The sequence below is a fragment of the Mesorhizobium sp. WSM4836 genome (genome assembly GCF_055811815.1).
In genome coordinates this window covers 117,652-143,385 of the sequence record NZ_JBVVQF010000004.1, presented here as the reverse complement: position 1 = coordinate 143,385, position 25,734 = coordinate 117,652, and the positions used below count along the sequence as shown (strand labels likewise).

Sequence of the window (25,734 nt, the reverse complement as noted above, 5' to 3'; positions counted from 1 at the left end):
GAAGACCGGACGGGATCGCAACGGGCGGCGACAAGATGATTGCAAAGAAACGAGTGTCAACGGTCCCGGCATATCCGCTGATCAAGCGTCTGATTGGCGAAAATCTGCCGCCGCACAAGATGCTGTATGTGACAGGTTTGCTCTGCTCGATCGCTGCTGCTGCCGCGGTCGGCGCGACGGCCTGGATCATGAAAGTCATGATCAACACCATCTATGTTGAACGAGACGCTGCCGCTGTATCTGGTATCAGCGTCGTCATCATCGGCATTTTCCTGGTCAAGGGCATAGCTGCCTACTGCCAGACCGTCACGACGGGAAAGATTCGCCGGGCTATCGTTTCGGACCTGCAAAACCGTCAATTTTCTCGAATGGTGCGTTTCGACATCAGCCGTTTCGCCAACCAGCATCCGGCAAAATTCATCTCCAAAATCATGTTCAACGCGCGCGCCGGGGCGACCGTTATTCTCACCCTCACGAGCAGCGCCGTCTCTGATCTGCTGACCCTGATTGCTTTGGCCAGCGTCATGGTCAAGCAGGACCCGGTAATGTCGCTGATATCCGTGGCGGTTCTGCCGATGCTGTTCCTCTCAGTCGGCGCGATAACCAGGAAGCTCAAGGCGCTGGCGAGGGGCGAGACGGAATTGGCCGCACAGGTCCAGTCGATCGGCACGGAAGCCGTCGAAGGCATCCGCACCATCAAGTCCTTCCAGCTCGAGGACAAAGCGGTTGCCAGCTTTGCAAAGGCCGTCCGCAAGATGGAAAGACGTGGCATCCAGATCAACCGGACATCAGCATTGATGAGCCCATTGATGGAGACCGGCGGCGGCGTGATCATCGGGCTTTTCGTTATGTATGCCAGCTGGCAGACCCTCGGCAACGGCAAGACGCCTGGCGAATTCATGGCCTTCATTACCGCGTTCCTGCTTGCCTATGAGCCTGCCAAGCGGTTGGCCCGGGTCAATGTCGACGTCCAGAAGCAAATGGTTGCCGTCGAGCAGATGTATGATTTGATCGACACGCCCGAGCAGCGGCGACTCGCAATCGCGGGCGAGCGCCTGGTCGACGTCGATGGTGGTATCCGCTTTGAAGATGTGGCCTTCTCCTATGACGGCAACAGCCCGGCGCTGGACGGTGTTTCCTTCGACGTGCGACCTCGTGAGAAGCTGGCGATCGTCGGCCGCTCCGGCGCCGGCAAGACCACCATCGTCAATCTGATCCTGCGCCTGATGGAGCCGGCCAAGGGCAGGATCCTGATCGACGGAAAGGACATTTCGAAGATCAGCCTGGCCGACGTTCGCGACAATATCGCACTTGTGTCACAGGACGTCTTCCTGTTCGAAGGCTCGATCCGCGACAACATTCGCGACGGCCGCCCAAACGCCACCGATCAGGAAATCGAGTCCGCTGCGAATCTCGCGCGGGTCACCAGCTTTGCGTCTGCGCTCGAAAACGGGCTCGACACGCTTGTCGGGCCGAGCGGCACCAATCTGTCGGGCGGCCAGAAACAACGCGTCGCCATCGCACGCGCCTTGCTCAAGAATGCTGCGGTAATCGTCTATGATGAAGCGACATCGGCGCTTGACGGTGAAAACGAACGGGCAGTCATGGAGGCAGCCTTCGACAACACATTTCAGCGCACGGTGATCTGCATTGCGCACAGGCTGTCTACAATCAAGGCGGCCGATCGTATTCTCGTGTTTGACGCCGGACAGCTTGTCGATGCTGGAACGCATGACCAGCTTGCCAAGCACAGCGAGATATATCGTTCGATATTCCACCTGGAGGCGCCCGATCCGATGGTCGAAAGCGGCAAAAAGCTGCGGCAGAGCGTATTGCGCTGAAGGCCGATGACCAGCTTTTATCACGGTTCCTATGTCCGGTATGTGATCGGTGGACTGGGCCTTCAGGTGCGCCGGTACAAAAAGGCGGTGCGCAGGTTGTTCTCCGGTCCCAAGCAGCCGTGTTCCATTCTTGAGCTGCAAGCCAAGGTTGAGGCACTGATCGTACGCAGGGACTGGAAAGGCCTTGAAGCCGCTAGCAATGAGATGGCTGTCACGGCCGATCACAATCGCGATCCGGAGCTGATGCAGAAGGCGGGCCAGGCATTCGAACGGCTTGGCAACTTTGCGCGGGCAGCTGAGCTTCGGCTTTCCGCTCGCCGGCTGCGGAAAGGGAAAAGCGCCAACGAATGGACCGGCGAGAATCTCGGATCGGATACACTGCTGATCGATCTTGTGGAGGATGACCCGCGCAGCCTTGGCCGGGTTATCCGCCACGCCCGACTGGCCGGCGCTGCCGCTGCCTATGCGCAAAGCGCAACAATTCGGGTCGAGCCGCGCCTGGTATCGATTCTGCAGCGAACGTTCCCGAAGGCGACCGTGATCCCGGCGCAGCAGGATGTGGTCGGCGACAAACGTGCGACTTTCGAAGATCTCGCCTGGGTGTTCGGACGCGATCCCGAAAAACTTGCTGCCGACTTCGTGCCGCTGCGGGCGGATCCTGAATTCGTCGAGACATTCCGCAAGCGCTATCGCTCGATGACGGATCTGCCGCTTGTAGGTCTCTCCTGGGGCAGCAAATCCCACACCAAGGACGTGCCTGACTTCCCGGAATGGGCAAGGTTCATCGCCCAGACGCCAGCGACATTCGTTTCGCTCCAGTACGGACAGATCAAGCCGGCGTTGCGGCGCCTTCGCAACGGCAATGACACGCGTCTGATCTTTGACGACAGCGTCGACCAGATGGTCGACATGGACCGTTTCGCCGCACAGGTCGCCGCACTCGATGCTGTCGTGACGATCAGCAATACGGCGGCCCATCTTGCCGGAGCCCTTGGCGTGCCGACTGTTTTCCTCATCGACGATAATTTTCAGACGGCATGGCCAGTGACCGGCGACCGGACACCCTGGTATCCGAAGGGCATTATCATTCGCAAGGAGGGGCGCCCTTGGTCGCTGGTGCTCGACGAGGCCGGCCGGCGGCTCTCGTCGATCCTGTCGACGCTTTCCGACGCTCCCCGAGGACGATAGAACATCGCCGTGCAGAACAGACGAACCATCCTTCAGAAAGCAAAAACCGCCGATCTGCGCCCGCAGAGCGCCGTCGGCAAGCGGCTGCAGAAGGTTCTCGAGCGGGCAAAGGAACTTCTTAGACGTCCCTCGCGCCACGCCGACGAAAGTGCCGAAAGGCATATGAGGCTGATGGAGGAAAGCGTGCAGCGTGGTGACTGGCAAACTGCTCGTGACCATGCACTGGCGCTTGGCGTGCTTGGTGAGCAGCTTGGCGATCTCGGGCTGATCAAGAAAGCGGGGCGTGGACTGAGGCGTCTCGACGGAGGAAATCGCATCTGGCACTTGATGGCGGCGAGCAAGCAACTGCGCGGCAGGCCCGATTGGAATGGCAGTGATCTTGCGGGTCGCACGCTTCTCGTCGATCGTCGCGAAGGCGACCTGGCGATCTTTTTCCAGTTCGCGTCGCTGCTTGGTCCAGTCATCGCGGCTGCCGGTCGATGCATCGTCTTCGTCGAGCCGCGACTGGCACCGCTTTATCGCAGAACATATCCTGCGCTCGATGTCAGGATTGAAGGGGAAGAGGACATGGCGGCGGTGGACGCCGATGTCGTTGCCGGTTTCGAGACACTCGCAAAGCATTTCTGGCCGGACGACCCGGCGGCACGCGCGCCCTTCGTTCCGCTGGAGCCGGACCGCCGACTGGTTGCCGAGCTGCGCGGCACCTATCTCGATGGCGGCCCAGGTCCCCTGATCGGATTTGCCTGGGGAAGCCTGAACAAGAGCAAGGATCTGCCGGCTCTGGACGATTGGCGGACGCTGTTCGGCAGCCTGCCGGGGCGCCTCGTCAGCTTGCAATATGGCGATGTCGGGCCGGCCCTCTCCGAGTTCGAGCGCCACGCGCCGGGGCGCATCATCCATGACGCTTCCGTCGACCAGTTGACGGACATGGACCGCTTTGCCGCCCAAATCGCGGCGCTCGACGCGGTGGTGACGATCAGCAATACCGGCGCCAACCTCGCCGGAGCGCTCGGCGTGCCGACGATTGTCATGCTCGACGACGGGTTTCGGCTGTCCTGGCCGGCCTTTGGCGAGATCGTCGCCGCATATCCGAGCGTTCGACTGGTCCGAAAAGGCGGCCGAGCCTGGGCGTCGGCAGTGCAGGAAGCAGGCGGACGGGTCATGCAAATCATCGGCGGAGCTGGCGATGGAGGGTAGCCAACTTCTCGGCCGGTTGCGCCGCGCTGTCGCGCTTGCAGGCTACAAATACAAGGTCTGGTTCCGACGTCACCGCCGGCAGCTCTTCCTTCGCTGGCGCGACGGCGACATTGCCGATCAGATGGCGGATTATCGGCGAAGCGTCGAGTCCCGCGATTGGCCGGCGGCACTGCCGAAAGCCCTGGCTCTTGGATCCATTGCGAAGTCGAGGGGCGAGGTCCACCTGATCGACGAGCTCAGCAAGGCGCTGATGCGGATGGGCGCCTATGGCGCAGCCGCCGAACTCAGGATCGCACGACGCCACATCGTCAACGGCCGCGTCGATGGCGAGTGGCTGGGCCAGGATATTTCTGGCCAGACACTGCTGGTCGATCTGATGGAAACCGAAAAGCAGGGTCTGGCCACCGCGATCCATCATGCGAGTTCCGTGGGCTGTGCCCTGGCGCGCGCCGCCCGCTCGATCGTGCTGGTCGAGCGCCGCCTAGTACCGCTCTTTCAGCGCACTTTTCCGACCGCCGATGTGCGGCCGGTCGGCGCTGATGGCAAGGCTGCCTATGGCGAGGCGCAGGCCTTCGCCGGCGTCCAGCATCTGACTGCCGTTTTCGAGACCGACGAGGCGACGATCCGCGAGCATTTCGTGCCCCTTAAGCCGGATCCGGCCCGGGTCGCTGAACTTCGCGCCCGCTACCGGAAGGAAGGGCGGCCGTTGGTCGGTATCGCATGGGGCAGCTCCAATCCCGGCAAAGACCTGCCGCCGCTTGCCGCCTGGCGAAACCTGATCGGCCGACCGGACCTCCGGTTCGTCTCGCTGCAGTACGGCCAGATCGAGACCGATCTGAAGATCCTGACCGACGGTGAGCCGGAGCGCATTCTTCATGACAGATCGGTCGATCAGCTCGTCGACATGGACCTTTTCGCCGCGCAGGTTGCCGCGATGGACGCCGTGGTGACCATCAGCAATACCGGAGCGCATCTGGCCGGCGCGCTCGGCATCCCCTCGGTTTTCATTCTGGGCGACGGCTTCAAGCGCTCCTGGCCGGTCGAGGGCGACCGCACGCCCTACTATCCATCGGCCGTGCTGGTCTCGAAACGGGAACGCCCCTGGTCCGTGGTGATGGACGAGGCCGAGTCCATTCTGGCGCCATGGGTCACAAAAGTGAGTGGCTAATGCATGTCGTCCAAAAGCGCATCACTGAATACGCAACGACGCGATGCGCATTAAGGGGTTCGGCCGACGGACCGCGGAATGGAGCGCCCGTGTCGAACAGTCGTCGCAACAGGCCAAAAAAACATAAGGCATTCCGAACCGGGATATAGTAAAGGCCCAATTCGCCCCGCAGAGGATCGCAATTCTTGCCAGCATTTCTGCCTTGTGTTCGAACCAGCCGTAGGTTTAGACGCCCAGCGATGGGGTCGGTCTGGCCGGCAGCGGTTCGGGCGCCAGCTCTGATAATCTAAAGGAGGTCTCTCCCATGTCCTTTCTGAAATTGTTTCAGGCCAAAGCGCCGCCTCTTCCTCTTATCGTATCCTTTCCAAAATCAGGGCGCACCTGGCTGCGTGTCATGCTGGACGATCTCGGGGTTGAAGTTCAATACATTCACGACGGAACCGACCACAAGTTACTTCGACCGAAATCGAGCCTCAAAGAGAATAAATCTCGATACAAGAAGAGAAGAACAATAATGCTTGTTCGCGATCCAAGAGATACGGTGGTCTCGGGGTACTTTCAGGTTCAGAAGCGCCACATGCTTCCGGCGGGATCGTTCAGCGATTTTATCAGAAGCGACAATCATGGGATCGAAAAGATCATCAGATTTAACCTGCATTGGTTTGCGGCAATGCCCCGGATGCGCGAAATCCGGTATCTTCAATACGAAGACATGCATCGGGATACAGCTGGTGTCCTTCGCGCGATCCTTGGATTCTTGAACCTGCAGGCTGACGATAGGACGCTTGTCGAGGTGGCGAACAACCGAACTTTCGACAAGATGAAAGTGAGTGAATCGACCGGTGATCTGTCCGATCGATACGGCAAGATATTACAGCCCCGCGATGCGAATGATCCCGAAAGCTTCAAGGTGCGCAAGGGCAAGATAGGCGGTTACGGCGAATATCTTTCCGAGGACGACGTGGCCTATTGTGACGAGCAGTTGGCTAAGTTCGAATATTGGGACAAGCTGGACAAGGTCTTTAGCACGAACGGCTTGTGCTACGCTCGCGTCGATAACCGCGCCCAGGTCGCCTTGGGTTAGCGAGCATTGCCGACATGGTGATGCGGACCGGATTCATTTGCGGCTGCGGCCATAGCGGGACGACGTTGATTGCGACGATCCTTGCGTCGCATCCTGACGTCTACCTGCCGCTCCAGGAAACCAACATTTTCTTCAAATGGACGCCACTGGCCATGTTCCGCTTCTGGAAACTGAAGCGGGCGGCGCTCGATGCTGGAAAGAACGTGCTGCTTGAAAAGACACCGCGGCATATCCGCCGTGTCGCCCGCATTCGCCGGCTCGTGCCCGGCGCGCGTTTCGTCATGCCGGTGCGAGATGGGCGCGACGTCGTAGCGTCCCTGATCAAGCGACTTGGCGACCCAAAGGAGGCTCTCGACCGCTGGATCAACGACAATGCGCTGGTTCTTGCGGAACGGGGAAAGCCGGATGTGCTGATCTATCGCTATGAGGACCTGGTCGAGAATCCGGCCAAAGTCGTCGAGCAGATCTGCGGCTTTCTCGATGTGACCTTCAGCCCGGATCTCCTCGACTACCACAAGAACCCGCAGCAATGGTTCAAGCCGACCGACGCCAGCGTTGAGACGCAACATGAGGTGCTCCGGAACCAACAGGTCAATCAGCCGATCTATGACGGGAGCGGGAGATGGCGCTCCGAACTTGGAAACGCCGAGTTACAGGACCTGGTACAAGGACGAGGTGCCCAGCTAATGAAAACATTCGGTTATGCATGATGTCGGTTCGGCATCTGCTGGAAATGCCGTCTACCAATCAATTTTGTCGATCAAACCCGTTTTGAACAGGCTGTGAGCTCCTTCGTACAGCGTTGACTGTTCGCTCATCGCGCTGAGAGCGGCTTTAGCGCTCGATACCTCGTGATACTGGCGATATTTGGAAGCGCCGTTCCAATATTGACCTTCCGCGACCGCGACCTGCGCCTTGTCGTTGAAATCGGCGAAGAACTTGAAATGAAGCAGGCCGGCCAATCCCTTTATATAGTTTCGCCAGTAAGGCAGCGGTGAGTGAATCGACGTAAAAATCGTCTGGCGATCAACATATATCAGAGGAAACTTCGTCAATTTGTGCTGCCTGGCGAAAAGCCGAGTCCTCGGGCCGCCTGTGATCTTGAGATGCCGGGGGCTCCTCGTCACCTCATAGCCGCTGCCATCGAAATGGTCCGCAACTTGCCACGGCGGCACGACGGGATCGAAGGGTACGTCCCAGATGTTTCCGCTCGGATACATGTCGATCATCGGCGCCAGCAGGCGTGTCATTCTGCGCCGCTTGAGCCAGTCAGCCATCGCACCGAGCGGATGCTGATCCATGCCGTCATAGACAAGATATTCGTCCGCGTCGACGGTCAGATACCAGCGAGGCTGACCATAAATCTGCACAATAAGCTGCCGCCAAAGGTTTCCCAGGTCCGACTGCGAATAGGTGATCGGCGAGCTGAATAGATCGACATCTGGCTGCTCGGCCAGAAGCTCAGCTGTTCCGTCTGTCGAGCGATCATCGAGGACGGCGAATCTGGTGACGCCGAGTTCGCGATAGTGCTTCAGGAACGGGCGGAGCCTGTCCGCCTCGTTGCGGATGACGAGGATCAAAGGCAGGTCATTCGCTTTAAGGGGCGTTATCGGCCGCAGCGATGACACTTCTGCCCGTCTTCCGAAGGTGTGTCTCAGCCGATATATGGCGGTGTCGGTAATCGTCCGGCGGACAATGGCGGGCCAGGTTGGTTTGCTCAAGCCGTCGATTCCCCCTCATGGCGGTCACCGCCCGGCTGGAGCTGGCGCTGATCCGCTGTTTGCAGTTAATTTCTACATGCAGCACCGTTAGGCAAATCGCAAGCAGTCGCGGACAATGGACACAGGCCTGTTCTGAGTTCCGGCGGATGAGCTTCCAACTGTTGCCGACGCGCGCTGGCCTCTATAGACATCGTCGGATGGCAACAAGGCCGGAGCCCAGACCCCATGCACGCCGGCATTCGTGGCACCGAAATTCAATTCGACAGGCCGATCCTGTTCGTGCGCCAGCGTTATGCGCCTTTCGGTGGCGGCGAGATCATGCTGGAGAACATCATGGCCGCGTTCGCCGCGCGTCAGCGGCCGGTGGCCGTGCTCTCCGGCGATTGGCCGCGTTATGAAGGCATAGAATTCATCCATTGTGCCGGCCGCCGGTTTCCGCGTTCGCTGCGGGCGGCTTCCTTTGCTCAAGCTGCCTGCCGCAAAATCGCCGAGATGCCGCCGGCGCTGGTGCAGAGCAACGATCGCCTGCCGTGCTGCGACGTCTTCCGGGCCGGGGAGGGCGTTCATGCCGCCTATCTTGCCGAGCGGCGGCGTTTCGAGACGCGGCTTCGCAGGGCGGCAATGGCGCTGAGCCCTTTTCACCGCCAGACGCTGCGCCTCGAACGCGCAACCTATGCCAGTCCGCGGCTCAAAGCTGTTATTGCCATTTCGAAAATGGTGGCAGACGACATTGTCCGTCACTACAACTATCCGGCGGAACGCGTGCACCATATCCCCAACGGGGTGGATCTCGACCGTTTCAGCCCGCAGCTGCGCCAACTGCATCGGGCCACAATCCGCGCGCGGCTCGGCGTCGACGAAAACAGGCCGGTCGTCCTGTTTGTCGGCTCGGGCTTTGCGCGAAAGGGACTGCTTGCACTGATGAAGGCGGTCGCCAGGCTCGATGGCGAGCCTGAATTGTGGGTCATCGGCCATGATTCGCGCGCCAACGCCTTCAGGCAGGCCGGTGACAGGCTCGGTCTCGCAGCACGGCTCAAGATGCTGGGACCGCAGAAAGACATGCTGCCGTGGTACGGTGCGGCCGATATTGCCGTGCTGCCTTCCATCTATGATCCATTCGGTACGGTGGTCATCGAAGCCATGGCCAGCGGCTTGCCCGCCGTGGTAAGCACCGGCTGTGGAGCGCGCGAGCTTGTCGAGCGGTTCGAGCCGACGCTCGTTTGTGATGCGGCCAGCCAACGCGACCTCGCAGCAGCGCTCGCATACGCGCTGCAGTTGGCGTCACGACCTGAGACCGCGGCCCGGGTGAGAGCGGCGGCCGAGCACTATGATTTCAATATCATGATCAAGCGAATGATGGCGCTTTATGAAAGCCTTGATCTGAAATGATTTTCGACTTTGTTGGATCAGGTTAGTACTCTCAGTGCTAACGGAGCGGGAGCCGATACTGCAGATGCATTCGAATGACAGTGGCAGCTTTGATGCCGGAACCTTCTGACCGTGCCGGCGCTCTCGGTCATTATCATCACCCGCAACGAGGAGGCGTCCGTCGCGCAATGCCTTCGGTCGGTCCATTTTGCCGATGAGATTATCGTTCTCGACAACAACAGCAGCGACAGGACCAGGGAGATTGCCGGTGATCTGGGGGCAAAGGTTCTGACGACCGTCGATTGGCCCGGTTTCGGCGCGCAAAAAAACCGTGCGCTGGCCGTGGCAACGGGGGATTGGATCCTCTCGCTGGATGCCGACGAGTGGGTGGAGGCGCCGCTCGGCGCGGAAATCAGGGCCGCAATCGCCGACTCAAAAGGCTATGACGGCTTCGAAATACCGAGAAGATCGCGCTTTTGCGGTCACATTGTCCGCCATGGCGGCTGGTCGCCCGATCTGGTGCTCAGGCTCTTCCGTCGCCGCTCCGGGCGCTTCAGCGACGACACCGTGCACGAGAAGGTATTGGTGAACGGGAACGTCAGCCGATTATCCCAGCCGATCGAGCATGACTCGATCACCAACCTGGCAGATGCCCACGACAAGATCGGCCGGTACGCAGAGGCGTCCGCCGCGCAACTGCTTGCCGAGGGCAAGAAAAGCTCGATAGGCAAGGCGGTCTTGCGCTCCGTCTGGGCTTATGTGCGCAGCTATGTTTTCCGGCTGGGATTTCTGGACGGTTCCATTGGTGCGATGGTGGCCGCGTATTCGGCCAGCTACACCTATCAGAAATGGGCGCGTGTCGCATTGGGAATGCGAGGCCAGGTCCCCCCAAAAAAGCAAGGCTGAGGCCAGGACAAATCTGTGAGAAACCGGCTTGGTGACCGCCATTGTTGCCGAGCCATCGCCAACTAGCTAGTGTACGACCGTTAAAATCGAAAGCCAGGGTAGTGAATATGACTGATGCGTTTAGGGTATTTATCGGATGGGACAGCCGTGAGACGATCGCGTACGACGTCGCGCGGCAGTCGCTGCTCAAACATGCGTCGGCGCCTGTCTCCGTCATTCCGATCAAACAGGACGAGATGCGTGCCCGCGGGCTGTACTGGCGGGAAAAAGATCCGCTCGCCTCAACGGAGTTCACCTACACGCGCTTTCTGACGCCCTTTCTCGCCGACTACACGGGTTGGGCCCTGTTTTGCGATTGCGATTTCCTGTGGCTTGGTGACGTCGCAGGCCTGCTGAAGTATGCGGACTCGGACAAGGCGGTCTATTGCGTCCAGCATGACTATACGCCGAAGGCCACAACCAAGATGGATGGCGTGGCCCAGACGTCCTATCCTCGGAAAAACTGGTCGTCGCTGATGCTGTTCAATTGCGCGCATCCTTCGGTCAAATCGCTCACGCCAGAGGTCGTGAATCAGGAAAGTGGCGCCTATCTTCACCGAATGCAGTGGGTTGCCGACAAAGATTTGGGTTCATTGCCGGTAGAGTGGAATTGGCTCGAGGGCTGGAACGAAAAGCCTGCTGTCGGCACACCCAAGGCGGTCCACTATACCAGCGGCGGCCCGTGGTTTGCCGAGTGGCAGAATGTCGACTACGCCGATTTGTGGATAGCAGAACGCGACGAGTTCCTGGCTTCCGATCAAGCAGAATCTTCTCAGAGCGCGGTTCGATAAGAGCTTGCCAGGTGACCTGGGCGCTTCCGAAAATGGCATTGATTTTCGTGTCGCCAAGGGCGCAGCAGCAACCTGCCGTCAGGCTGGGCGTCGGCAACAATGCGTGGTGCCGCCTTAGTGCCGGACCGTTGGCAGATTGCGCCTAGGAATCTGGCAGTTCCGGCCGGGTAATCATGCCGCCCTGCGATCAGGATCAGCTCGCGGCAATATGATCGGTTTGGGGTCCGTCAGCTCTTTCATCGGCCTAGCCGGCACGCGAATGTCGACCATGCCGTCACTGCGAAGACGCCTCGATCAATTCCTGGAAAACTGCGGGCCTAAAATACCGCGGCTGCAGCTGAACCATGTCGAGCGCCTGGCGCTGGTTCGTCGCTATGGCGATTTTTCCCTTGCCTATTCGACCGCCGTGCAGAAGGGGCTTCATTACTTCGGCGATGCCCAGGGCTACATCGCTTACGGCAGCAAAACGCGACATCATTTCGCGCTCGGTGATCCAGTAGCTGATCCGGCCGATCGGCGCGACTATATCAGACGTTTCATCGAAGTTACCGACAGCCCGTGGTTCGTGCAGATCAGCGAACAGACGGCGCGTGTGCTTGCCGGGCTTGGCTATCAGGTCAACCGCCTCGGCGTCGACACCAGGCTTGTCCTGCCCGGCCACGATTTTTCCGGAAAGCGCAATGAGACAGTGCGCTATTCCGAACGCTGGCTCTTGAGGAAGGGGTTTTCCTTCGCGGAGGACAACGGGACCGTCTTCCTCGACGAGATTGCCAGGCTCTCCCAGAATTGGCGGGCCGACCGCATCGTCAAGCGCTGGGAGATGAGATTTCTCAACAGGCCTTTTGCCGATCACCTTGGCGTCGACATGCGCCGCTTCGTCCTGCACGGTCCGGATGGAGAGCTCGTCGCCTTGCTGGATTTCGATCCGCTGTTCAGTGGCGGCAAGGTCATCGGCTACACGACCTCGTTCAAGCGCAAGCACATTGATGCCTCGGCGCATGCCGAGATCGGACTGACCAAATTCGCGGTCGATCGCTTTCGCGACGAAGGTGTTTCCGTCGTCACCCTCGGCCTGTCGCCGCTTGTCGAAGTCGGACCTAGCGGGTTTGCCGAAAATGATTTCTGGCGGCGCGCCTTCCAGCGCGCCTATGAATCGCCGTGGGTCAATCGCACCCGTTTCAACCTGCAGGGTCAGGCGGCCTTCAAGCGCCGGTTCCACGGTGTCGAAGCGCCGACCTATCTCGCCTTTCGCAAGGGAACCTTTTTCGAAGCACTTTCTCTGCTCCGGCTGATCAGGGCGGTCTAGTGCTTGGTGGAGTCGGACCATTCTGCGGGGCCCCCAGTCCCGCCAGGGCACCTTTGGTAGTCCGAGAACGGCTCCGCATCGGCGCGCCGGGGGCGAATTCACGGTTGCTGCTGCGTACCGCCAGGAATAACGAGAGTACCCTGGCCCGGCCTTGAGTATCTGAAGCCTATGTAGAACAAAGCAACGATGATCAAACAAATGACGATGACCGCTACGACGCTGCCAGGACGGTGTCCGGTATCTGGCGGTTGGACCATTGCCTTCCCGTATGGCTATCGCCGTTGACCTTCCTCATCCTCCAACCGAGCATGACGACTGTCAACGGACGCAGGAGCTGCCCCCGCCGTCTGTCGCGCAAAATGTTTTGCCGTGGGTTAGCGCGTGAGTTGTATGACAACACCGAAGCAGCGGACTGCCGATCACGTCGATCAACTATGCCGCAAGCGAAGCGTAGCATCTGTGCTTGGCCCGCACTTCCGAGCCCTTACTTTCTGGTCTGATAAGTGAGCCTGTGATGCATCCGCCGGCCATGCATGGTGGATAGGTCCGAACAAAGAATTGCCCGCCCCAAAGCGAACGGCAAACCAGAGATGCCAACGCCAAGGCGACAAGGGTTGGGAACGGCACCACCCCACAGTCTGCCAGCGGCGCTTTTCAGCGGTGTTGATTATGTACTCAGCTCAAGGCGTGGCCGGCCAATCCATAAACCCATGGTCTGTTTTCTTCCCGGTTCAGGAATCGGAGCCCTTTGGACATGGTCGTAACGGTCTCGGCAATGACAAGGCCGCACTGCTGGAGAAATGCGGCAAACACCCCATCCTTCTCCCGGGTATCGAGTCGGGCGAACCGTCCTGCAAGATTTCTCAGATGGACAGCTGCGAGATGGACCGCGTCTGGATCGTTGCGCGCGACCATGGGGCCGATCACATGGCCACGTCCGAACTCGCGACACATGGAATAGCCGACGATCTCGCCGCCGCGGCTCAAAGTGTAGATTGAGGCGTCGGCTGCGAGCAACGCGAGCAGCCTCTCCCGGTTTGTCCCAAACGCGCGCGTATCCAGCGCCGTGATCTCCTTCAGCCTGTCGCTCGATAGCGCCTGCAATTGACCGTCCAGGGCCGGCATTGTTGGGAGTGTCTGTGGGACCTCCCCCTGGCGCATGTATACAGTCGCCTCGGTCGTGAAACCGAGTGAGACATAAAGAGGATACGCAGCATGGGTAGCATTGAGTGCCAAGTTGCGATTGCCGCACTGCTCGAGCACCAAGTCCATGAGCCATCGGCCGCCTCCTTGCGCTTGCGTGCGGGGCGTTGTGATCACTACGCCGATGGTGGCGAAATCGTCCCCTTGAGGAAACCACATCGCGCTGCCGAAAACGCGTCCAATACCATCAACGGCAACGATGCCTTGGCCGGCGCGACGTAGTAGGTTCCAGTCCTTGGGCCGATGCGGCCAGCGAACCGAGATCGACAGCGCGTGCAGCAGCTCAACGTCGACATCATTGATGTCCCGCGCGGCCAGTTCGAAGGATTTCAGGCGTACTGATCTCTGCATCTCAGTCGATCCGCTCCTTCAACGAATGCGCAAGGCACGTGGTGTTGATCCTGTTATCGATCGCCACGTCGTGACATGCCTCTTTTGCCGCAGCATTATACGGGAAAGCCAGCAGGTTTCGCTGGTTCGAGGTGCTTTTTCGCAATCTTCGGCCAAAGCACGACGCAATTCGGCAGGGAACACTGCCGGCTGCGGATAGGCTGCTTGCACCCGGTGATAATGTGCGAGCAGAGCGGACCGCCATGAACGTGGAAGAAATCCTCGCGAAACTGATTGGATTTCACTCTGTTGTGGGCACGCCAAACGGCGCGATCGTCGATTGGATCCGCGACTACTGTCAGGCAGCCGGAGCCGAGGTGACGGTTCTACCCGGTCCCGAGGGCGACCGGTCCAACCTCTTCGTCACGATCGGCCCGCGCCAGCGTCGGGGCTATATCATCTCCGGACATGTGGATGTCGTGCCGGCCGGCGAGCCGGAATGGAGCTCGGACCCATTCGTCCTGCGCAGCGAGGGCGGCAGGCTTTACGGCCGCGGCACCACCGACATGAAGGGCTTCCTCGCCTGCGCATTGGCCGCGCTCCCAGCACTTGCGGCGATGAACCTGCGGCAGCCAGTTCATCTCGCATTCTCCTATGACGAAGAAGCGGGGTGCCGTGGTGTGCCGCATCTCCTGGCCGCGTTGCCGAGCTTATGCGAGAGGCCGGTTGGCGCGATTGTCGGCGAGCCGAGCCGGATGCAGCCTGTGCGCGCGCACAAGGGCAAGGCGGCCGCGCGGCTCGAGGTGATCGGGCGATCCGGCCATTCCTCACGCCCCGATCTCGGACTCAATGCCGTGCACGCCATGGCCGGCGTCATCACGCACGCCGTGGCCTACGGCCAATCGCTCGCCGACGGGCCGCTAGATCAAAATTTCGAGCCCCCATATTCTTCCTTGCATGTGGGCGTCATCGCCGGTGGACAGGCGGTCAACATCATCCCTGGCCACTGCACCGCCGATATCGAGGCGCGTGCCGTGCCCGGCGTTCCTCCAGCCTCCCTGCTTGAGCCGGTCAAGGCCTGGCTTTTCGCCCTGCGAGACAGCGGCTTCGATGTGGCGTGGCACGAACTGAGCACCTATCCCGCCCTTGCGCCCGCGAACGGGAGCGAGCTGGCGGCCGTTCTGACGGAGCTCACGGGTCAGGAGCCGCTCACAGCGGTCAGTTACGGCACAGAGGCAGGGCTTTACCAGCAGGCCGGCATCGATGCGATCATTTGCGGCCCTGGCGACATCGGGCGTGCTCATCGTGCCGACGAATATATCGAGATTGGTGAACTCGCCGCTTGCCGGAAGATGATCGAGGGGCTCGGCGCGCGTCTTGCGGCCTGAGGGAGGGGCGGTCATGGCGTTTCTTTTCAATTCCGATACCGCGCGTGCTGCGGTCTTTCGCGAGATATTTGCGCGCCAGCTCCCGGATCTGGAATTCTTCCATTCAGGGGACGAGATGGAGCCGGAGAGGGTGCGCTATCTCATCACCTGGACAGTGCCGGACGAGATGTCGCGCTACCGCAATCTGGAAGTGCTCTTTTCCATCGGAGCGGGGGTCGACCAGTTCAAGCAGGACGTGGTGCCAAGCCACGTGAAGCTGGTGCGCATGGTCGAGGACGGCATCATACGCATGATGCAGGAATACGTCGCGCTCGGCGTGTTGGCGCTCCACCGGGAGATGCCCGCTTATCTCGAGCAGCAGAAAAGGTGCCTTTGGCAACCGATTGTCGCCCGACAGGCGGCCGATCGCCGGGTTGGCTTTCTCGGCCTTGGCATGCTGGCCCGCGCGGCTATCGAGCGCTTAAAGCCGTTCCAGTTTCCGCTTGCCGGGTGGAGCCGCAGCGAAAAGCGGATCGAGGACGTCGCCTGTTTTCACGGCACGCACCAACTCGCGGGCTTTCTGAAGCAAACGGATATTCTCGTCTGCCTGCTCCCTCTCACGGAACAAACGCACGGCATGCTCGATGCAGAGTTCTTCGACTTACTGCCCGTCGGGGCGCAGCTGCTGCATGTCGGCAGGGGTCCGCAACTAGGCCAGGCCGCGCTGATCAACGCGCTCGACACCGGTCACGTATCTGCGGCGATGCTTGATGTCACTGATCCAGAACCGCTCCCGCAAGACCATCCGCTGTGGTCGCATCCGAGGGTGATGATAACGCCGCACATCGCCTCGGCGACGCAACCGCATACGGCGGCGCAATCCGTCGTCGACAATATCCGGCGCCACCGCGCCGGAGAAGAACTGATCGGCCTCGTCGATCGGACACTCGGCTACTAACCAGGAAACATCACATGTCACTTCTGATCACGATCGACACAGCTCCAGGGTTCGCGCCGAAGGAGGCATTACCGGCTCCGGAGCGGCTCATTTCCGGCAATCCATCCTTCAAGACCTGGGCGCAAGATGCCTCGAAAGGTGAGAAAGTTCTGACCGGCGTCTGGGAGGCGACGCCCGGCGAGACGCATTCTATCAAGGGCACTACCTGGGAGTTCTGCCACATCGTTTCGGGTCTCGTCGAAATCGAGGAGAAGGGCGGTGAGACCAAGACCTACCGCACCGGCGACAGTTTTGTGATGAAACCCGGTTTCGTCGGCGTCTGGCGCACGATCGAAACCGTGCGCAAGATCTACGTCAGCGTTTACGACTAAGCCTAACGCTCAAGGCCGAATAGCGCGCGCAGTTCAGAACAATCGACTTTCCAAGTCCCACCCGACGCGATTCGACGCCGTCGGGCGGCTCGTCCTCGACGGAAAATGCGGCGGGCGGTCCACTATTGTTCCGATGACGCTAGTGCGAACGAGGACCTCCATCAATGAAGATCTACAAGATAGCGCTCCTCCCCGGCGATGGCATCGGCAAGGACGTGACGCAGGCGGCATGGCAGGTGCTGCAGGCGGCGGCTAAGCGGGGCGGTTTCGCCCTTGATGACACAAGATTCCCATGGTCGTGCGCCTACTACCTGGAGACCGGTGCAATGATGCCGTCAGACGGCATCGAGACACTTCGAAAATTCGATTCGATCTATCTCGGCGCTGTGGGCTGGTCCGCGGAAGTGCCCGACTCAGTATCGCTTCACGGACTGCTCCTGCCGATCCGGAAAGGGTTCACGCAGTACGCCAACATACGACCGCACCGGCTGTTGCCGGGCGTTCAGGGGCCGCTCCGCTCTGATCGTTTCGACATCCTGTGCATCCGCGAGAATACGGAAGGCGAATATTCCGGCGCCGGCGGGCGCGTTCATTCCGGCACGGCCGATGAGGTCGCGGTTGAGACTGCGATCTTCACGCGTACGGGTGTCGAACGGATCATCCGTTTCGGTTTCGAACAGGCGCGGGCGCGTCGCAACAAGCTCGCATCTGTCACCAAATCCAACGCGCAGAAACACTCCATGGTTTTCTGGGATGAGGTCACGCGGGAGGTGGCGAAAGACTATGCCGATGTGGAGGTCTCGCACTACCACATCGACGCCATTGCCGCTCGCATGGTGCTGGCGCCGGAAAGCCTCGACGTAATCGTCGCATCGAACCTTTTCGGCGACATCCTCACGGACATTGGAGCGGCCATTCAGGGCGGGCTGGGTTACGCCGCCTCCGCCAATATCAATCCCGATCGCAGCGCGCCTTCCATGTTCGAGCCGGTCCATGGTTCGGCGCCCGACATTGCGCATCTCGGCGTCGCCAATCCGATCGCCGCGATCTGGTCCGGTGCGATGATGCTCGGGCACCTGGGCGAGGGGCAGGCTGCGGCAGAAGTGATGTCGGCAATCGAGACCGCAACTGCGCGGGGGATTGGCACGATCCCAGGCAAGGACAGCACTGAAGCAATCACGCAGGCCGTGCTGGCAGGATTAAGCTGAAAGAGCAGAGGAAAGACCATGAATGCTATGACGAAGCTTGGCATGTTCAACGACTCCGACCTTTTCCGGCAGCAGGCGCTGATTGGCGGTGTCTGGCGGGATGCGGAAACGAAGGGCGCGGTCGATGTCATTGACCCCGCCAGCCAAAGTGTTCTCGGCACCGTTCCCGCAATGGGGGAGAACGAGACGAGAGCGGCAATCGATGCCGCGGCTGGGGCCTTCAAAAGCTGGAAGAAGAAGACCCATGCCGAGCGTGCAGGACTGCTGGAGCGCTGGCACGACCTCATCCGCCAGCACGAACAGGATCTCGCGCTCCTGCTGACGCTGGAACAAGGCAAGCCGGTTGCCGAGGCGGTGGCGGAAATCCGCTATGGCGCATCTTTCGTGAAATGGTTTGCGGAAGAGGCGCGCCGGATCGGTGGCTCGACGATTCCGTCACCCACGGCCGATCGTCGCATTCTAGTGCTGAAAGAATCTGTCGGCGTCTGCGCCATCATCACGCCGTGGAATTTTCCCAACGCGATGATCACGCGCAAAGTGGCACCGGCGCTGGCCGCGGGTTGTACGGTTGTCATCAAGCCATCGGAATTCACGCCATTCTCGGCGCTGGCGCTCGGCGTTCTGGCGGAACGGGCAGGTATCCCTGCCGGCGTGATTAACATTGTGACCGGCATGCCCATCGCAATCGGCAACGAACTGGTGGCCAACGAGACGGTGCGCAAGATCTCATTCACCGGTTCGACCCGCGTCGGTGCGCTGCTCATGCGTGGCGCGGCCGATAGCATCAAGCGGCTCAGCCTCGAGCTTGGTGGCAACGCACCCTTTATCGTCTTTGACGACGCCGATCTGGACAAGGCAGTTGAAGGGGTGATCGCATCCAAGTTCCGCAATGGCGGTCAAACCTGCGTCTGCGCGAACCGGATTCTCGTGCAGGCAGGCGTATACAACGCTTTCGCCGAAAAGCTGAGCCAGCGCGTAGCGCGGATGAGGGTTGGCGCAGGGACCGATGACGGCACTGAGATCGGCCCGATGATCAACGCGGCCGCGATCGACAAGATCGAGCGTCACATCGCGGATGCACAGGCGAAAGGCGCACGGATCATCGCCCAAAGCGAGACGGTGCCCGACGGCAAGCAATATGCACGGCCCGTCGTGCTGGGAGAGGCTACGACCGAGATGCTTCTGGCGTCGGAAGAAACCTTCGGTCCGGTGGCGCCGCTTTTTCGCTTCGAGACGGACGAAGAGGCCATCGCGATCGCGAACGGTACGCCATTCGGCCTTGCCGCCTACTTCTACACCGACAACCTCAAGCGGTCATGGCGTGTGGCCGAGGCGCTGGAGTTCGGCATGGTCGGGCTCAACACAGGCATGATCTCGACCGAGGTTGCGCCTTTCGGTGGTGTCAAGCAGTCAGGGGTGGGGCGCGAAGGATCGCAGCTCGGCATCGAGGAATATCTCGAGGTCAAGACGCTTCATGTTGGCGGGCTTAGTTAGTTGTCTTGTATGCAGGTGGAAACCCCTGCAGCACCCAAAGCGCTTGAACAAGAAAGGGGCGGTGAAAACCGCCCCTTTTCTATTGCGATCAGTGATTATTAACGTTTGGGAGTGCCTCAGTCTGGTGCGACTGCGCCAGCAAACAGACGTTCAGGCGAATTCCCGAACAGGCTCCAGTCCGACGGCGCCGGCCAGACCGCCGATGTCCTTGATCTCGATGTATTCGTAGAAGGGGTTCGCGGGCTCGTGGCCGCGATTCACCCAGACCTTGCTCTTGATGCCAAGGTCATAGGCAGTCATGAGATCGTAGCGGAATGAGGACGACACATGCGTGATGTCTTCCGGGCCGCAGCCGAGCTTGTCGAACATGTACTCGAAGCCCTTCATATGCGGCTTGTAGGCGCCGGTCTCCTCGGCCGTGATGACCATGTGGAAGGGTGCGCCAAGTTTCTCCACGTTCGACATGATCAAGCTCTTCATGGAGTTCGACAGGATCACCAGCGGAATCTCCTTGGCGACCTTGGCCAGGCCCGCCGGGACATCCGTGTGCGGACCCCATGTCGGTATTTCTGCATAGATGCGCTGGGCATCCTCGGGCCGGAACGTCACGTTGTTGCGCTTGCAGGCGCGCTCCACGGAATTGTGCACGACCTCGCTATAGGGCTTCCAGGCGCCAAGAACCTCATCGAGGCGATAGGCCGAGAAATCCTTGATGAACTGCGCCATCCCGGTTGCGGATAGCCGCGCACCATAAACGCGCCGCGCCGCGCCGGCCATGTCGAAGTTGGTCAGCGTGCCATAGCAGTCGAAGGTAATGTATTTCGGTCTGAACTGGGTCATGGGCGTCGATCCTTCCAATCCTGTCGGCACTGCGTGCCTTTAACAGCAAGGATCATAATGAGAACCGGAGAAGACTAGTCGCCGCATTCGATGCGCCCTGAAGCAGATTGTTTTGTATTGCGTGAGAGCTTTGGCAGAGAGTTGCGCCTGAGTTCGTTTCGAGCTTCGGCGGGAGCGCGATCCTTCAGCCGTGCATCGGCATAAGATGCGGCGCCGGCGACATAGGAAAGTCAAAACGCCTATCGCTCAGGTTCTGGTCGGGAGGAACTGCCGCCCGCGGCCGCCTATCTTCGGCCTAGGAGAATTCAGGCTCGGAATGAATCATGACCGCGCAGCAGATCACGCTGAAAAAGAGCTCAAGGATGAAACCAAGCCACACCCAACCTATGCTCTCGTCAGTCAGGCACTACGCTGAATCGGGAGGAAAGAAATGCTGGCAAACTCACTGATCGAACTCGATCGCGCACATCTGGTTCACCCGTTTTCATGCTATCGGAGCCACGAGGAGACGGGCGTGCGGGTGCTCAAATCCGCCAAGGGTGCAACAGTGACCGATGCAAGCGGAAAAACCCTGCTGGACGGATTTGCCGGTCTATGGTGCGTCAACATCGGATACGGCCAGGAAAGCGTTGTTGAGGCGGCGGCAAAGCAGCTGAGAGAGCTTCCCTATGCGACGGGATATTTCGGGCTGGGATCCGAGCCTGCCATTCGCCTTGCTGCCAGGCTTGCCGAACTGGCGCCCGGCGATTTGAACCATGTCTATTTCACGCTTGGCGGCTCTGACGCGGTCGACAGTACGATCCGCTTCATTCGCTATTACTACCATGCCAAGGATGAGCCGCAAAAGGACCAGTTCATCTCGGTCGAGTATGGCTACCATGGATCTTCGACGGCAGGGTCAGGCCTGACAGCGATCCCAGCCTTCCATGCGGGTTTCGGCGTGCCATACGATTGGCAGCACAAAATTCCTTCGCACTACACCTATCGCAATCCCGTCGGTTCCGACCCGCAGGCGATCATCGATGCATCGGTCGCGGCCCTGCGGGCCAAAATCGCGGAACTCGGCGCAGGCCGCGTTGCGGCTTTCTACGCCGAACCCATCCAGGGTTCGGGCGGTGTCCTCGTTCCACCGACAGGTTGGCTGAAGGCTCTGCACGCCGTATGCAGGGAACACGACATTCTGTTCGTTGCCGACGAAGTTATCACTGCCTTCGGCCGCACCGGCCCGCTCTTCGCCTGTGAGAAAGACGAGGTCGTGCCGGATTTCATGACCACGGCGAAGGGACTGACCTCGGGCTACGTGCCGATGGGCGCTGTCTTCATGTCGGACCGCGTGTACAATACGATCGCGGACGGAGCCGGCAAAGCGGCCGTCGGCCATGGCTATACTTATTCGGCCCATCCCGTGAGCGCGGCGGTCGGGCTCGAATGTCTGCGTCTCTATGAAGATGGCTTGCTCGAGAACGGGCGCAAGGCCGGGAAGCGCTTGATGGAAGGCCTTCGCTCGCTCGCCGACCACCCGCTGGTTGGCGACATTCGCGGTCGCGGCATGCTGGCAGCAATCGAGTTGGTCACCGACAAGGTACGCAAGACGCCGCTGCCCGCGGCGGCCGATCCGGGGCGCCGCATTTTCGAGCGCGCGTGGGCGAACGGCCTTGTCATCCGTGCCTTCAACAGCGGCATCCTCGGCTATGCGCCGCCGCTCTGCTGCACGGACGACGACATCGATGCTATCCTCGAGCGCACGCGGATGACGCTGGATCAAACCCTAGAAGACAAAGACGTGCGGGCGGCGATGAAGGGATGATCATTGCCATCGCCGAAGCGATCTCGGTCAATCCGATAGGCGCCTGGCGGCCCCAAAGAAAATTCTCAGGTCATGGCGCCGTCTGCCAAATGCCAAGCAATTTGCCGGTATGTGGAATCTTGCCGTTGCACAAGCGCGGCGAAAACAGCAAGAGGGAGCGCTGGCGCGCGGCTCTCGAGGGTCCAAGACTGCGGAGCAGCCTTCTCATCTGTCGAAAATGACATCGAGAGGCAAATGGGATTTCACGATCGGTGATTTCAGCACGACGAAGCTGAAATACTTGTCGATCCCGATATCCAATTCGATCATGCGCTCCATGATCGTCTGATACTCGCTGATGCCCGCTGTGACAAACTTCACAAGATAGTCGTAACCGCCTGAAACCAGATGGCATTCGATGACAGAATCGACTTTTTGAATTGCGGTGAGAAATCTCGCGAAGTCGTTCTGTTGATGGTGCTTGAGCGTGACTTCGGTGAAGATTGTTAGAGTCTGTCCGAGCTTGGACACGTCGATCTGGGCGGAATAGCCGGTGATGAAGCCTTCCGCCTGAAGCTTCTTCACCCGCATCAGGCAAGGGCTCGGCGAAAGGTTGACCAAGTCGGCAAGCTCAACATTGGTGACCCGCCCGTTCTTTTGCAGTTGGGATAAGATCTTGATATCGATCTTGTCGAGCTTCATTGGAAACCTGTCACACGTTCGAACCGCGGATCGCCCGACAGACGGCGTCCGTCACCTCCTGCGTGGTCGCTGTCCCTCCCACGTCCGGCGTCAGCACGCCTTCACTCGTCACCGTTTCCACAGCGCTCATCAACCGCACGGCCGCTGCGCTCTCGCCCAGATGTTCGAGCATCTGGGCAGCGGTCCAGAAGGTGGCGACCGGGTTGGCAATACCCTTGCCGGCGATGTCGAATGCCGAGCCGTGAATTGGCTCAAACATCGAGGGATAGCGCCGCTCAGGATCAATGTTGGCGGTCGGTGCAACGCCGAGACTGCCCGCGAGCGCGCCTGCAAGGTCCGACAATATGTCGGCGTGAAGATTGGTGGCGACGATCGTATCCAGGCTCCGAGGTTTCAACGTCATACGCACCGTCATAGCATCGACCAGCATCTTGTCCCACGCGACGTCCGGGAATTCCCGCGCCACCTCGGCTGCGATTTCGTCCCACATTACCATGCCGTGACGCTGCGCGTTGGATTTCGTAACAACTGTCAGGAGCTTTCGCGGCCGTGACTGCGCCAGCCGGAATGCATAGCGCATGATGCGGGTGACGCCGACGCGCGTGAAGATCGCGACCTCGGTTCCGACCTCCTCGGGGAGGCCACGATGGGCGCGGCCGCCGTGGCCCGAATACTCGCCCTCGGAATTCTCACGCACGATCACCCAATCCAGGTCGCCAGGGCCAACGCCCTCCAGCGGCGAAACAATCCCGCGCAAGATTCTGGTCGGCCGCACGTTGGCGTACTGATCAAAGCCTTGGCAAATCGGCAGCCGGAGGCCCCAGAGCGTGATATCGTCGGGCAGATCGGGAGCGCCTACCGCGCCAAAGAAGATAGCGTCGAAGCGCTTCAGTTGCGCCGCCCCATCTTCGGGCATCATGCGACCGTGGGCCTTGTAGTAATCTGAGCCCCAGTCGAAGTGCTGGACGCGCAGCTTGAAGTCACCGCAGCGCTGCTGCAGCGCCTCAAGCGCCTGGAGACCTGCGGCAATCACCTCTGGGCCGATCCCGTCGGCAGGAATAGCGGCAATCTCATATTCGCGCATCGTCACTTCCCTGTTTTGGTGCTGGCCGCCTCGTGACCTCAATCTCGTGTGCGATCGATTGTACCTTGGCAAGACGGTCTTCTCAGAATTCAGCGACCTTGCCCCACGCAGCGGTCTTCAGACGCTCGGGCCTATAAGGACGCGGATCGACAATAGGCTCGCCGCCTGTGATGATGTCGGCGATCATATGCCCCGCGCCGGGGCCAATCCCGAAGCCGTGACCACTGAATCCCGCCGCCAGGATGAAGCCCGGAATCCCCTCCACCTCACCGATCGCGGGAATGCCGTCGGGCGTGCTGTCGATATAACCCGCCCAGACGTCGGAGATCGAGACGCGTTGGAATTCGGGGATCAATTCGCAGGCTCTTCGATATGTCAGCCGAAGCTGTCCCATGTCGGGCTTTGGGTCGAGAATCCGGTTCCGTTCCATTGGCGTGATGTCGTCGAGGGCCCATTTGCGCAGGCTTTCATGGCCTTGACGCCAGCCCTCGAAGGCGCCTGGGGTGAGATTGCGCCAGCGGCGGGCGAACATAGGTACAAACTCGCGGCTGAACCTGAACTGCTGCGGCGTTGGATCGACACGCGCCCGCCCGCTGATCGCCAGCGCGTATCCACCGTTGCTGCGCCGCGTCAGAGAGACGCGCGCGGTATGCAGGGCATCCGGCAGACCGTTTGCGCCTGGTGCCACGGCTAGAATGGACTGACGCACGGCAGCTTGCGGGAAGCGCATGCCAAGCTGGTTGCAGAAGGAAGAAGCCCACGCGCCTCCGGCCATGACAACGGTCTTTGTCTGGATGGTGCCAGCTTCGGTCACCACGGCGCTCACCCGGCCGGCGCTCAACTCCAGCCCGCGCGCCGCGCAGTGCTGATGTAGGGTGCCGCCCGCCGTTATGATGCCGCGCGCCGCAACCGGCACCGCCCTGGAAGGGTCCGCCGTTCCGTCAGTTGGCGAGAACACGCCACCTTTCCATTTGCGGCCCGTCGCTTTGCCCCGTTCGGTGGCTTCTTCCGGGCTCAGCATGTGCGTGGTGACCCCGACCGTTCTCGCAAAATCGCGCCACTTTGCCCAGCCTGCCAGCTCATTTTCGTCTTGTGAGAGATAGAGGAGCCCGCAGCGGCGAAAGCCGGTGTCTTGGCCGGTTTCCTGTGCTACCTTCTCCCAGAAGTCGAGGCTCTTGGTCGCCATCGGCAGCTCACGTGCATCGCGGTTCTGTTGGCGGCACCAGCCCCAGTTGCGGCTGGACTGCTCGGCCGCGATACGCCCCTTCTCGACCAGGGCGACCTTGAGGCCGCGGCGCGCCAGATAATATGCGCTGAACACGCCCACCACGCCGCCGCCGATTACGACGACGTCCGCCTCGCGAGGGAGAGAAGGGCTGCAGTCGATGTGCATGAGCGGCGCGGACATGGATGAGACTCCGGTAATTTGAACCATCCTAACCTCCCGTCCGCAGAGGCAGGCTGCGGAATTTGTGCCTGGACGGAATATCCTGCGTTTAGCACCTCCCAGGACAGGCAATTATTGCGCGAAAAGTTCGCTGCGCGAGCCGGCAGGAGTACACTTCATGCAGTCGCCTCATCTGCGGCATGGGCGGCACACGGCACAGTCGTCGACCTTGATCGCAGCGCCTTGGCCGACATTGCGATGGGCCGCCTGGTCACCAATCCGCTCGGCGGCATGGCCTGCACATGGTGCCGATGTACACCGGAAAGCCTTGGTCCTATCCCTCATGGGCGCGTATTGCCGGATGAAGGATTTGGTCGGCTGATCCCGGTTTCTGC

General features: G+C 60.3%; 22 protein-coding genes. 16 read left to right on the top strand and 6 right to left on the bottom strand.

Features of this window, described 5'->3' with window-relative positions; genetic code table 11:
* Positions 1-53: 53 nt before the first annotated feature.
* From AC0L2P_RS06810 to AC0L2P_RS06785, 6 genes are all read left to right on the top strand, one after another.
* On the top strand, positions 54-1,841 hold the full coding sequence (locus AC0L2P_RS06810) for an ABC transporter ATP-binding protein (RefSeq protein ID WP_473500452.1): 1,788 nt from the start codon (positions 54-56) through the stop codon (positions 1,839-1,841).
* 6 nt (positions 1,842-1,847) lie between these two features.
* Positions 1,848-3,029, top strand: a complete 1,182-nt coding sequence (locus tag AC0L2P_RS06805; RefSeq protein ID WP_473500451.1) for a glycosyltransferase family 9 protein — start codon at positions 1,848-1,850, stop codon at positions 3,027-3,029.
* Positions 3,030-3,038: 9 nt separating this feature from the next.
* The gene (locus AC0L2P_RS06800; RefSeq protein WP_473500450.1) at positions 3,039-4,226 is read left to right on the top strand and encodes a glycosyltransferase family 9 protein; all 1,188 of its coding nucleotides are present in this window, start codon (positions 3,039-3,041) and stop codon (positions 4,224-4,226) included.
* Positions 4,216-5,394, top strand: coding sequence for a glycosyltransferase family 9 protein (locus AC0L2P_RS06795; RefSeq protein WP_473500449.1), 1,179 nt, complete (start codon positions 4,216-4,218; stop codon positions 5,392-5,394). The genes AC0L2P_RS06800 and AC0L2P_RS06795 overlap by 11 nt, the downstream gene beginning before the upstream one ends.
* A 304-nt stretch (positions 5,395-5,698) precedes the next feature.
* The gene (locus AC0L2P_RS06790; RefSeq protein WP_473500448.1) at positions 5,699-6,478 is read left to right on the top strand and encodes a sulfotransferase domain-containing protein; all 780 of its coding nucleotides are present in this window, start codon (positions 5,699-5,701) and stop codon (positions 6,476-6,478) included.
* 20 nt (positions 6,479-6,498) lie between these two features.
* Positions 6,499-7,188: a sulfotransferase family protein gene (locus tag AC0L2P_RS06785; protein WP_473500447.1), complete on the top strand. Its 690-nt coding sequence runs from the start codon at positions 6,499-6,501 to the stop codon at positions 7,186-7,188.
* Positions 7,189-7,218: 30 nt separating this feature from the next.
* On the opposite strand, the gene AC0L2P_RS06780 is transcribed toward AC0L2P_RS06785, so the two are convergent.
* Positions 7,219-8,199: a glycosyltransferase family 2 protein gene (locus tag AC0L2P_RS06780; RefSeq protein WP_473500446.1), complete on the bottom strand. Its 981-nt coding sequence runs from the start codon at positions 8,197-8,199 to the stop codon at positions 7,219-7,221.
* A gap of 225 nt (positions 8,200-8,424) precedes the next feature.
* Here AC0L2P_RS06780 and AC0L2P_RS06775 point away from each other — a divergent pair, with 225 nt between their 5' ends.
* The 4 genes from AC0L2P_RS06775 (at position 8,425) to AC0L2P_RS06760 (ending at position 12,609) form a co-directional block, all read left to right on the top strand.
* Positions 8,425-9,588 carry a glycosyltransferase family 4 protein gene (locus AC0L2P_RS06775; RefSeq protein WP_473500445.1) on the top strand — a complete coding sequence of 388 codons (1,164 nt, stop codon included), beginning with the start codon at positions 8,425-8,427 and terminating at the stop codon, positions 9,586-9,588.
* A gap of 111 nt (positions 9,589-9,699) precedes the next feature.
* A complete protein-coding gene (locus AC0L2P_RS06770; RefSeq protein ID WP_473500444.1) occupies positions 9,700-10,473 on the top strand; it encodes a glycosyltransferase family 2 protein in 774 nt (257 codons plus the stop codon).
* A 107-nt stretch (positions 10,474-10,580) separates the two neighbouring features.
* Positions 10,581-11,303 carry a glycosyltransferase gene (locus AC0L2P_RS06765; RefSeq protein ID WP_473500443.1) on the top strand — a complete coding sequence of 241 codons (723 nt, stop codon included), beginning with the start codon at positions 10,581-10,583 and terminating at the stop codon, positions 11,301-11,303.
* 268 nt (positions 11,304-11,571) lie between these two features.
* The gene (locus AC0L2P_RS06760) at positions 11,572-12,609 is read left to right on the top strand and encodes a phosphatidylglycerol lysyltransferase domain-containing protein (RefSeq protein ID WP_473500442.1); all 1,038 of its coding nucleotides are present in this window, start codon (positions 11,572-11,574) and stop codon (positions 12,607-12,609) included.
* 675 nt (positions 12,610-13,284) lie between these two features.
* Here AC0L2P_RS06760 and AC0L2P_RS06755 read toward each other — a convergent pair.
* Positions 13,285-14,163, bottom strand: a complete 879-nt coding sequence (locus AC0L2P_RS06755; protein ID WP_473500441.1) for a GNAT family N-acetyltransferase — start codon at positions 14,161-14,163, stop codon at positions 13,285-13,287.
* Between the two features lie 242 nt (positions 14,164-14,405).
* On the opposite strand from AC0L2P_RS06755, the gene argE reads away from it, so the two are divergent.
* The 5 genes from argE to AC0L2P_RS06730 all read left to right on the top strand — a co-directional run bounded on the left by argE (position 14,406) and on the right by AC0L2P_RS06730 (position 19,540).
* On the top strand, positions 14,406-15,530 hold the full coding sequence (gene argE / locus AC0L2P_RS06750) for an acetylornithine deacetylase (RefSeq protein ID WP_473500440.1): 1,125 nt from the start codon (positions 14,406-14,408) through the stop codon (positions 15,528-15,530).
* 13 nt (positions 15,531-15,543) lie between these two features.
* Entirely contained in the window at positions 15,544-16,467 is a 924-nt protein-coding gene (locus AC0L2P_RS06745; RefSeq protein WP_473500439.1) for a 2-hydroxyacid dehydrogenase, read from the top strand.
* 14 nt (positions 16,468-16,481) lie between these two features.
* On the top strand, positions 16,482-16,838 hold the full coding sequence (locus tag AC0L2P_RS06740) for a cupin domain-containing protein (RefSeq protein WP_473500438.1): 357 nt from the start codon (positions 16,482-16,484) through the stop codon (positions 16,836-16,838).
* Positions 16,839-17,002: 164 nt separating this feature from the next.
* Positions 17,003-18,046, top strand: coding sequence for a tartrate dehydrogenase (locus tag AC0L2P_RS06735; RefSeq protein WP_473500437.1), 1,044 nt, complete (start codon positions 17,003-17,005; stop codon positions 18,044-18,046).
* A gap of 18 nt (positions 18,047-18,064) precedes the next feature.
* The gene (locus AC0L2P_RS06730) at positions 18,065-19,540 is read left to right on the top strand and encodes an NAD-dependent succinate-semialdehyde dehydrogenase (protein WP_473500436.1); all 1,476 of its coding nucleotides are present in this window, start codon (positions 18,065-18,067) and stop codon (positions 19,538-19,540) included.
* A gap of 150 nt (positions 19,541-19,690) precedes the next feature.
* Here the strand turns inward: AC0L2P_RS06730 and AC0L2P_RS06725 are convergent, their stop codons facing one another.
* Entirely contained in the window at positions 19,691-20,380 is a 690-nt protein-coding gene (locus tag AC0L2P_RS06725) for a haloacid dehalogenase type II (protein WP_473500435.1), read from the bottom strand.
* A gap of 430 nt (positions 20,381-20,810) precedes the next feature.
* On the opposite strand from AC0L2P_RS06725, the gene AC0L2P_RS06720 reads away from it, so the two are divergent.
* The gene (locus AC0L2P_RS06720; protein WP_473500434.1) at positions 20,811-22,187 is read left to right on the top strand and encodes an aminotransferase class III-fold pyridoxal phosphate-dependent enzyme; all 1,377 of its coding nucleotides are present in this window, start codon (positions 20,811-20,813) and stop codon (positions 22,185-22,187) included.
* 204 nt (positions 22,188-22,391) lie between these two features.
* Here AC0L2P_RS06720 and AC0L2P_RS06715 read toward each other — a convergent pair whose 3' ends face one another.
* From AC0L2P_RS06715 to AC0L2P_RS06705, 3 genes are all read right to left on the bottom strand, one after another.
* Entirely contained in the window at positions 22,392-22,868 is a 477-nt protein-coding gene (locus AC0L2P_RS06715; RefSeq protein ID WP_473500433.1) for an Lrp/AsnC family transcriptional regulator, read from the bottom strand.
* A 10-nt stretch (positions 22,869-22,878) separates the two neighbouring features.
* Positions 22,879-23,952 carry a tartrate dehydrogenase gene (locus AC0L2P_RS06710; RefSeq protein ID WP_473500627.1) on the bottom strand — a complete coding sequence of 358 codons (1,074 nt, stop codon included), beginning with the start codon at positions 23,950-23,952 and terminating at the stop codon, positions 22,879-22,881.
* An 82-nt stretch (positions 23,953-24,034) separates the two neighbouring features.
* Positions 24,035-25,360, bottom strand: a complete 1,326-nt coding sequence (locus AC0L2P_RS06705) for an NAD(P)/FAD-dependent oxidoreductase (RefSeq protein WP_473500626.1) — start codon at positions 25,358-25,360, stop codon at positions 24,035-24,037.
* Positions 25,361-25,734 lie beyond the last annotated feature (374 nt).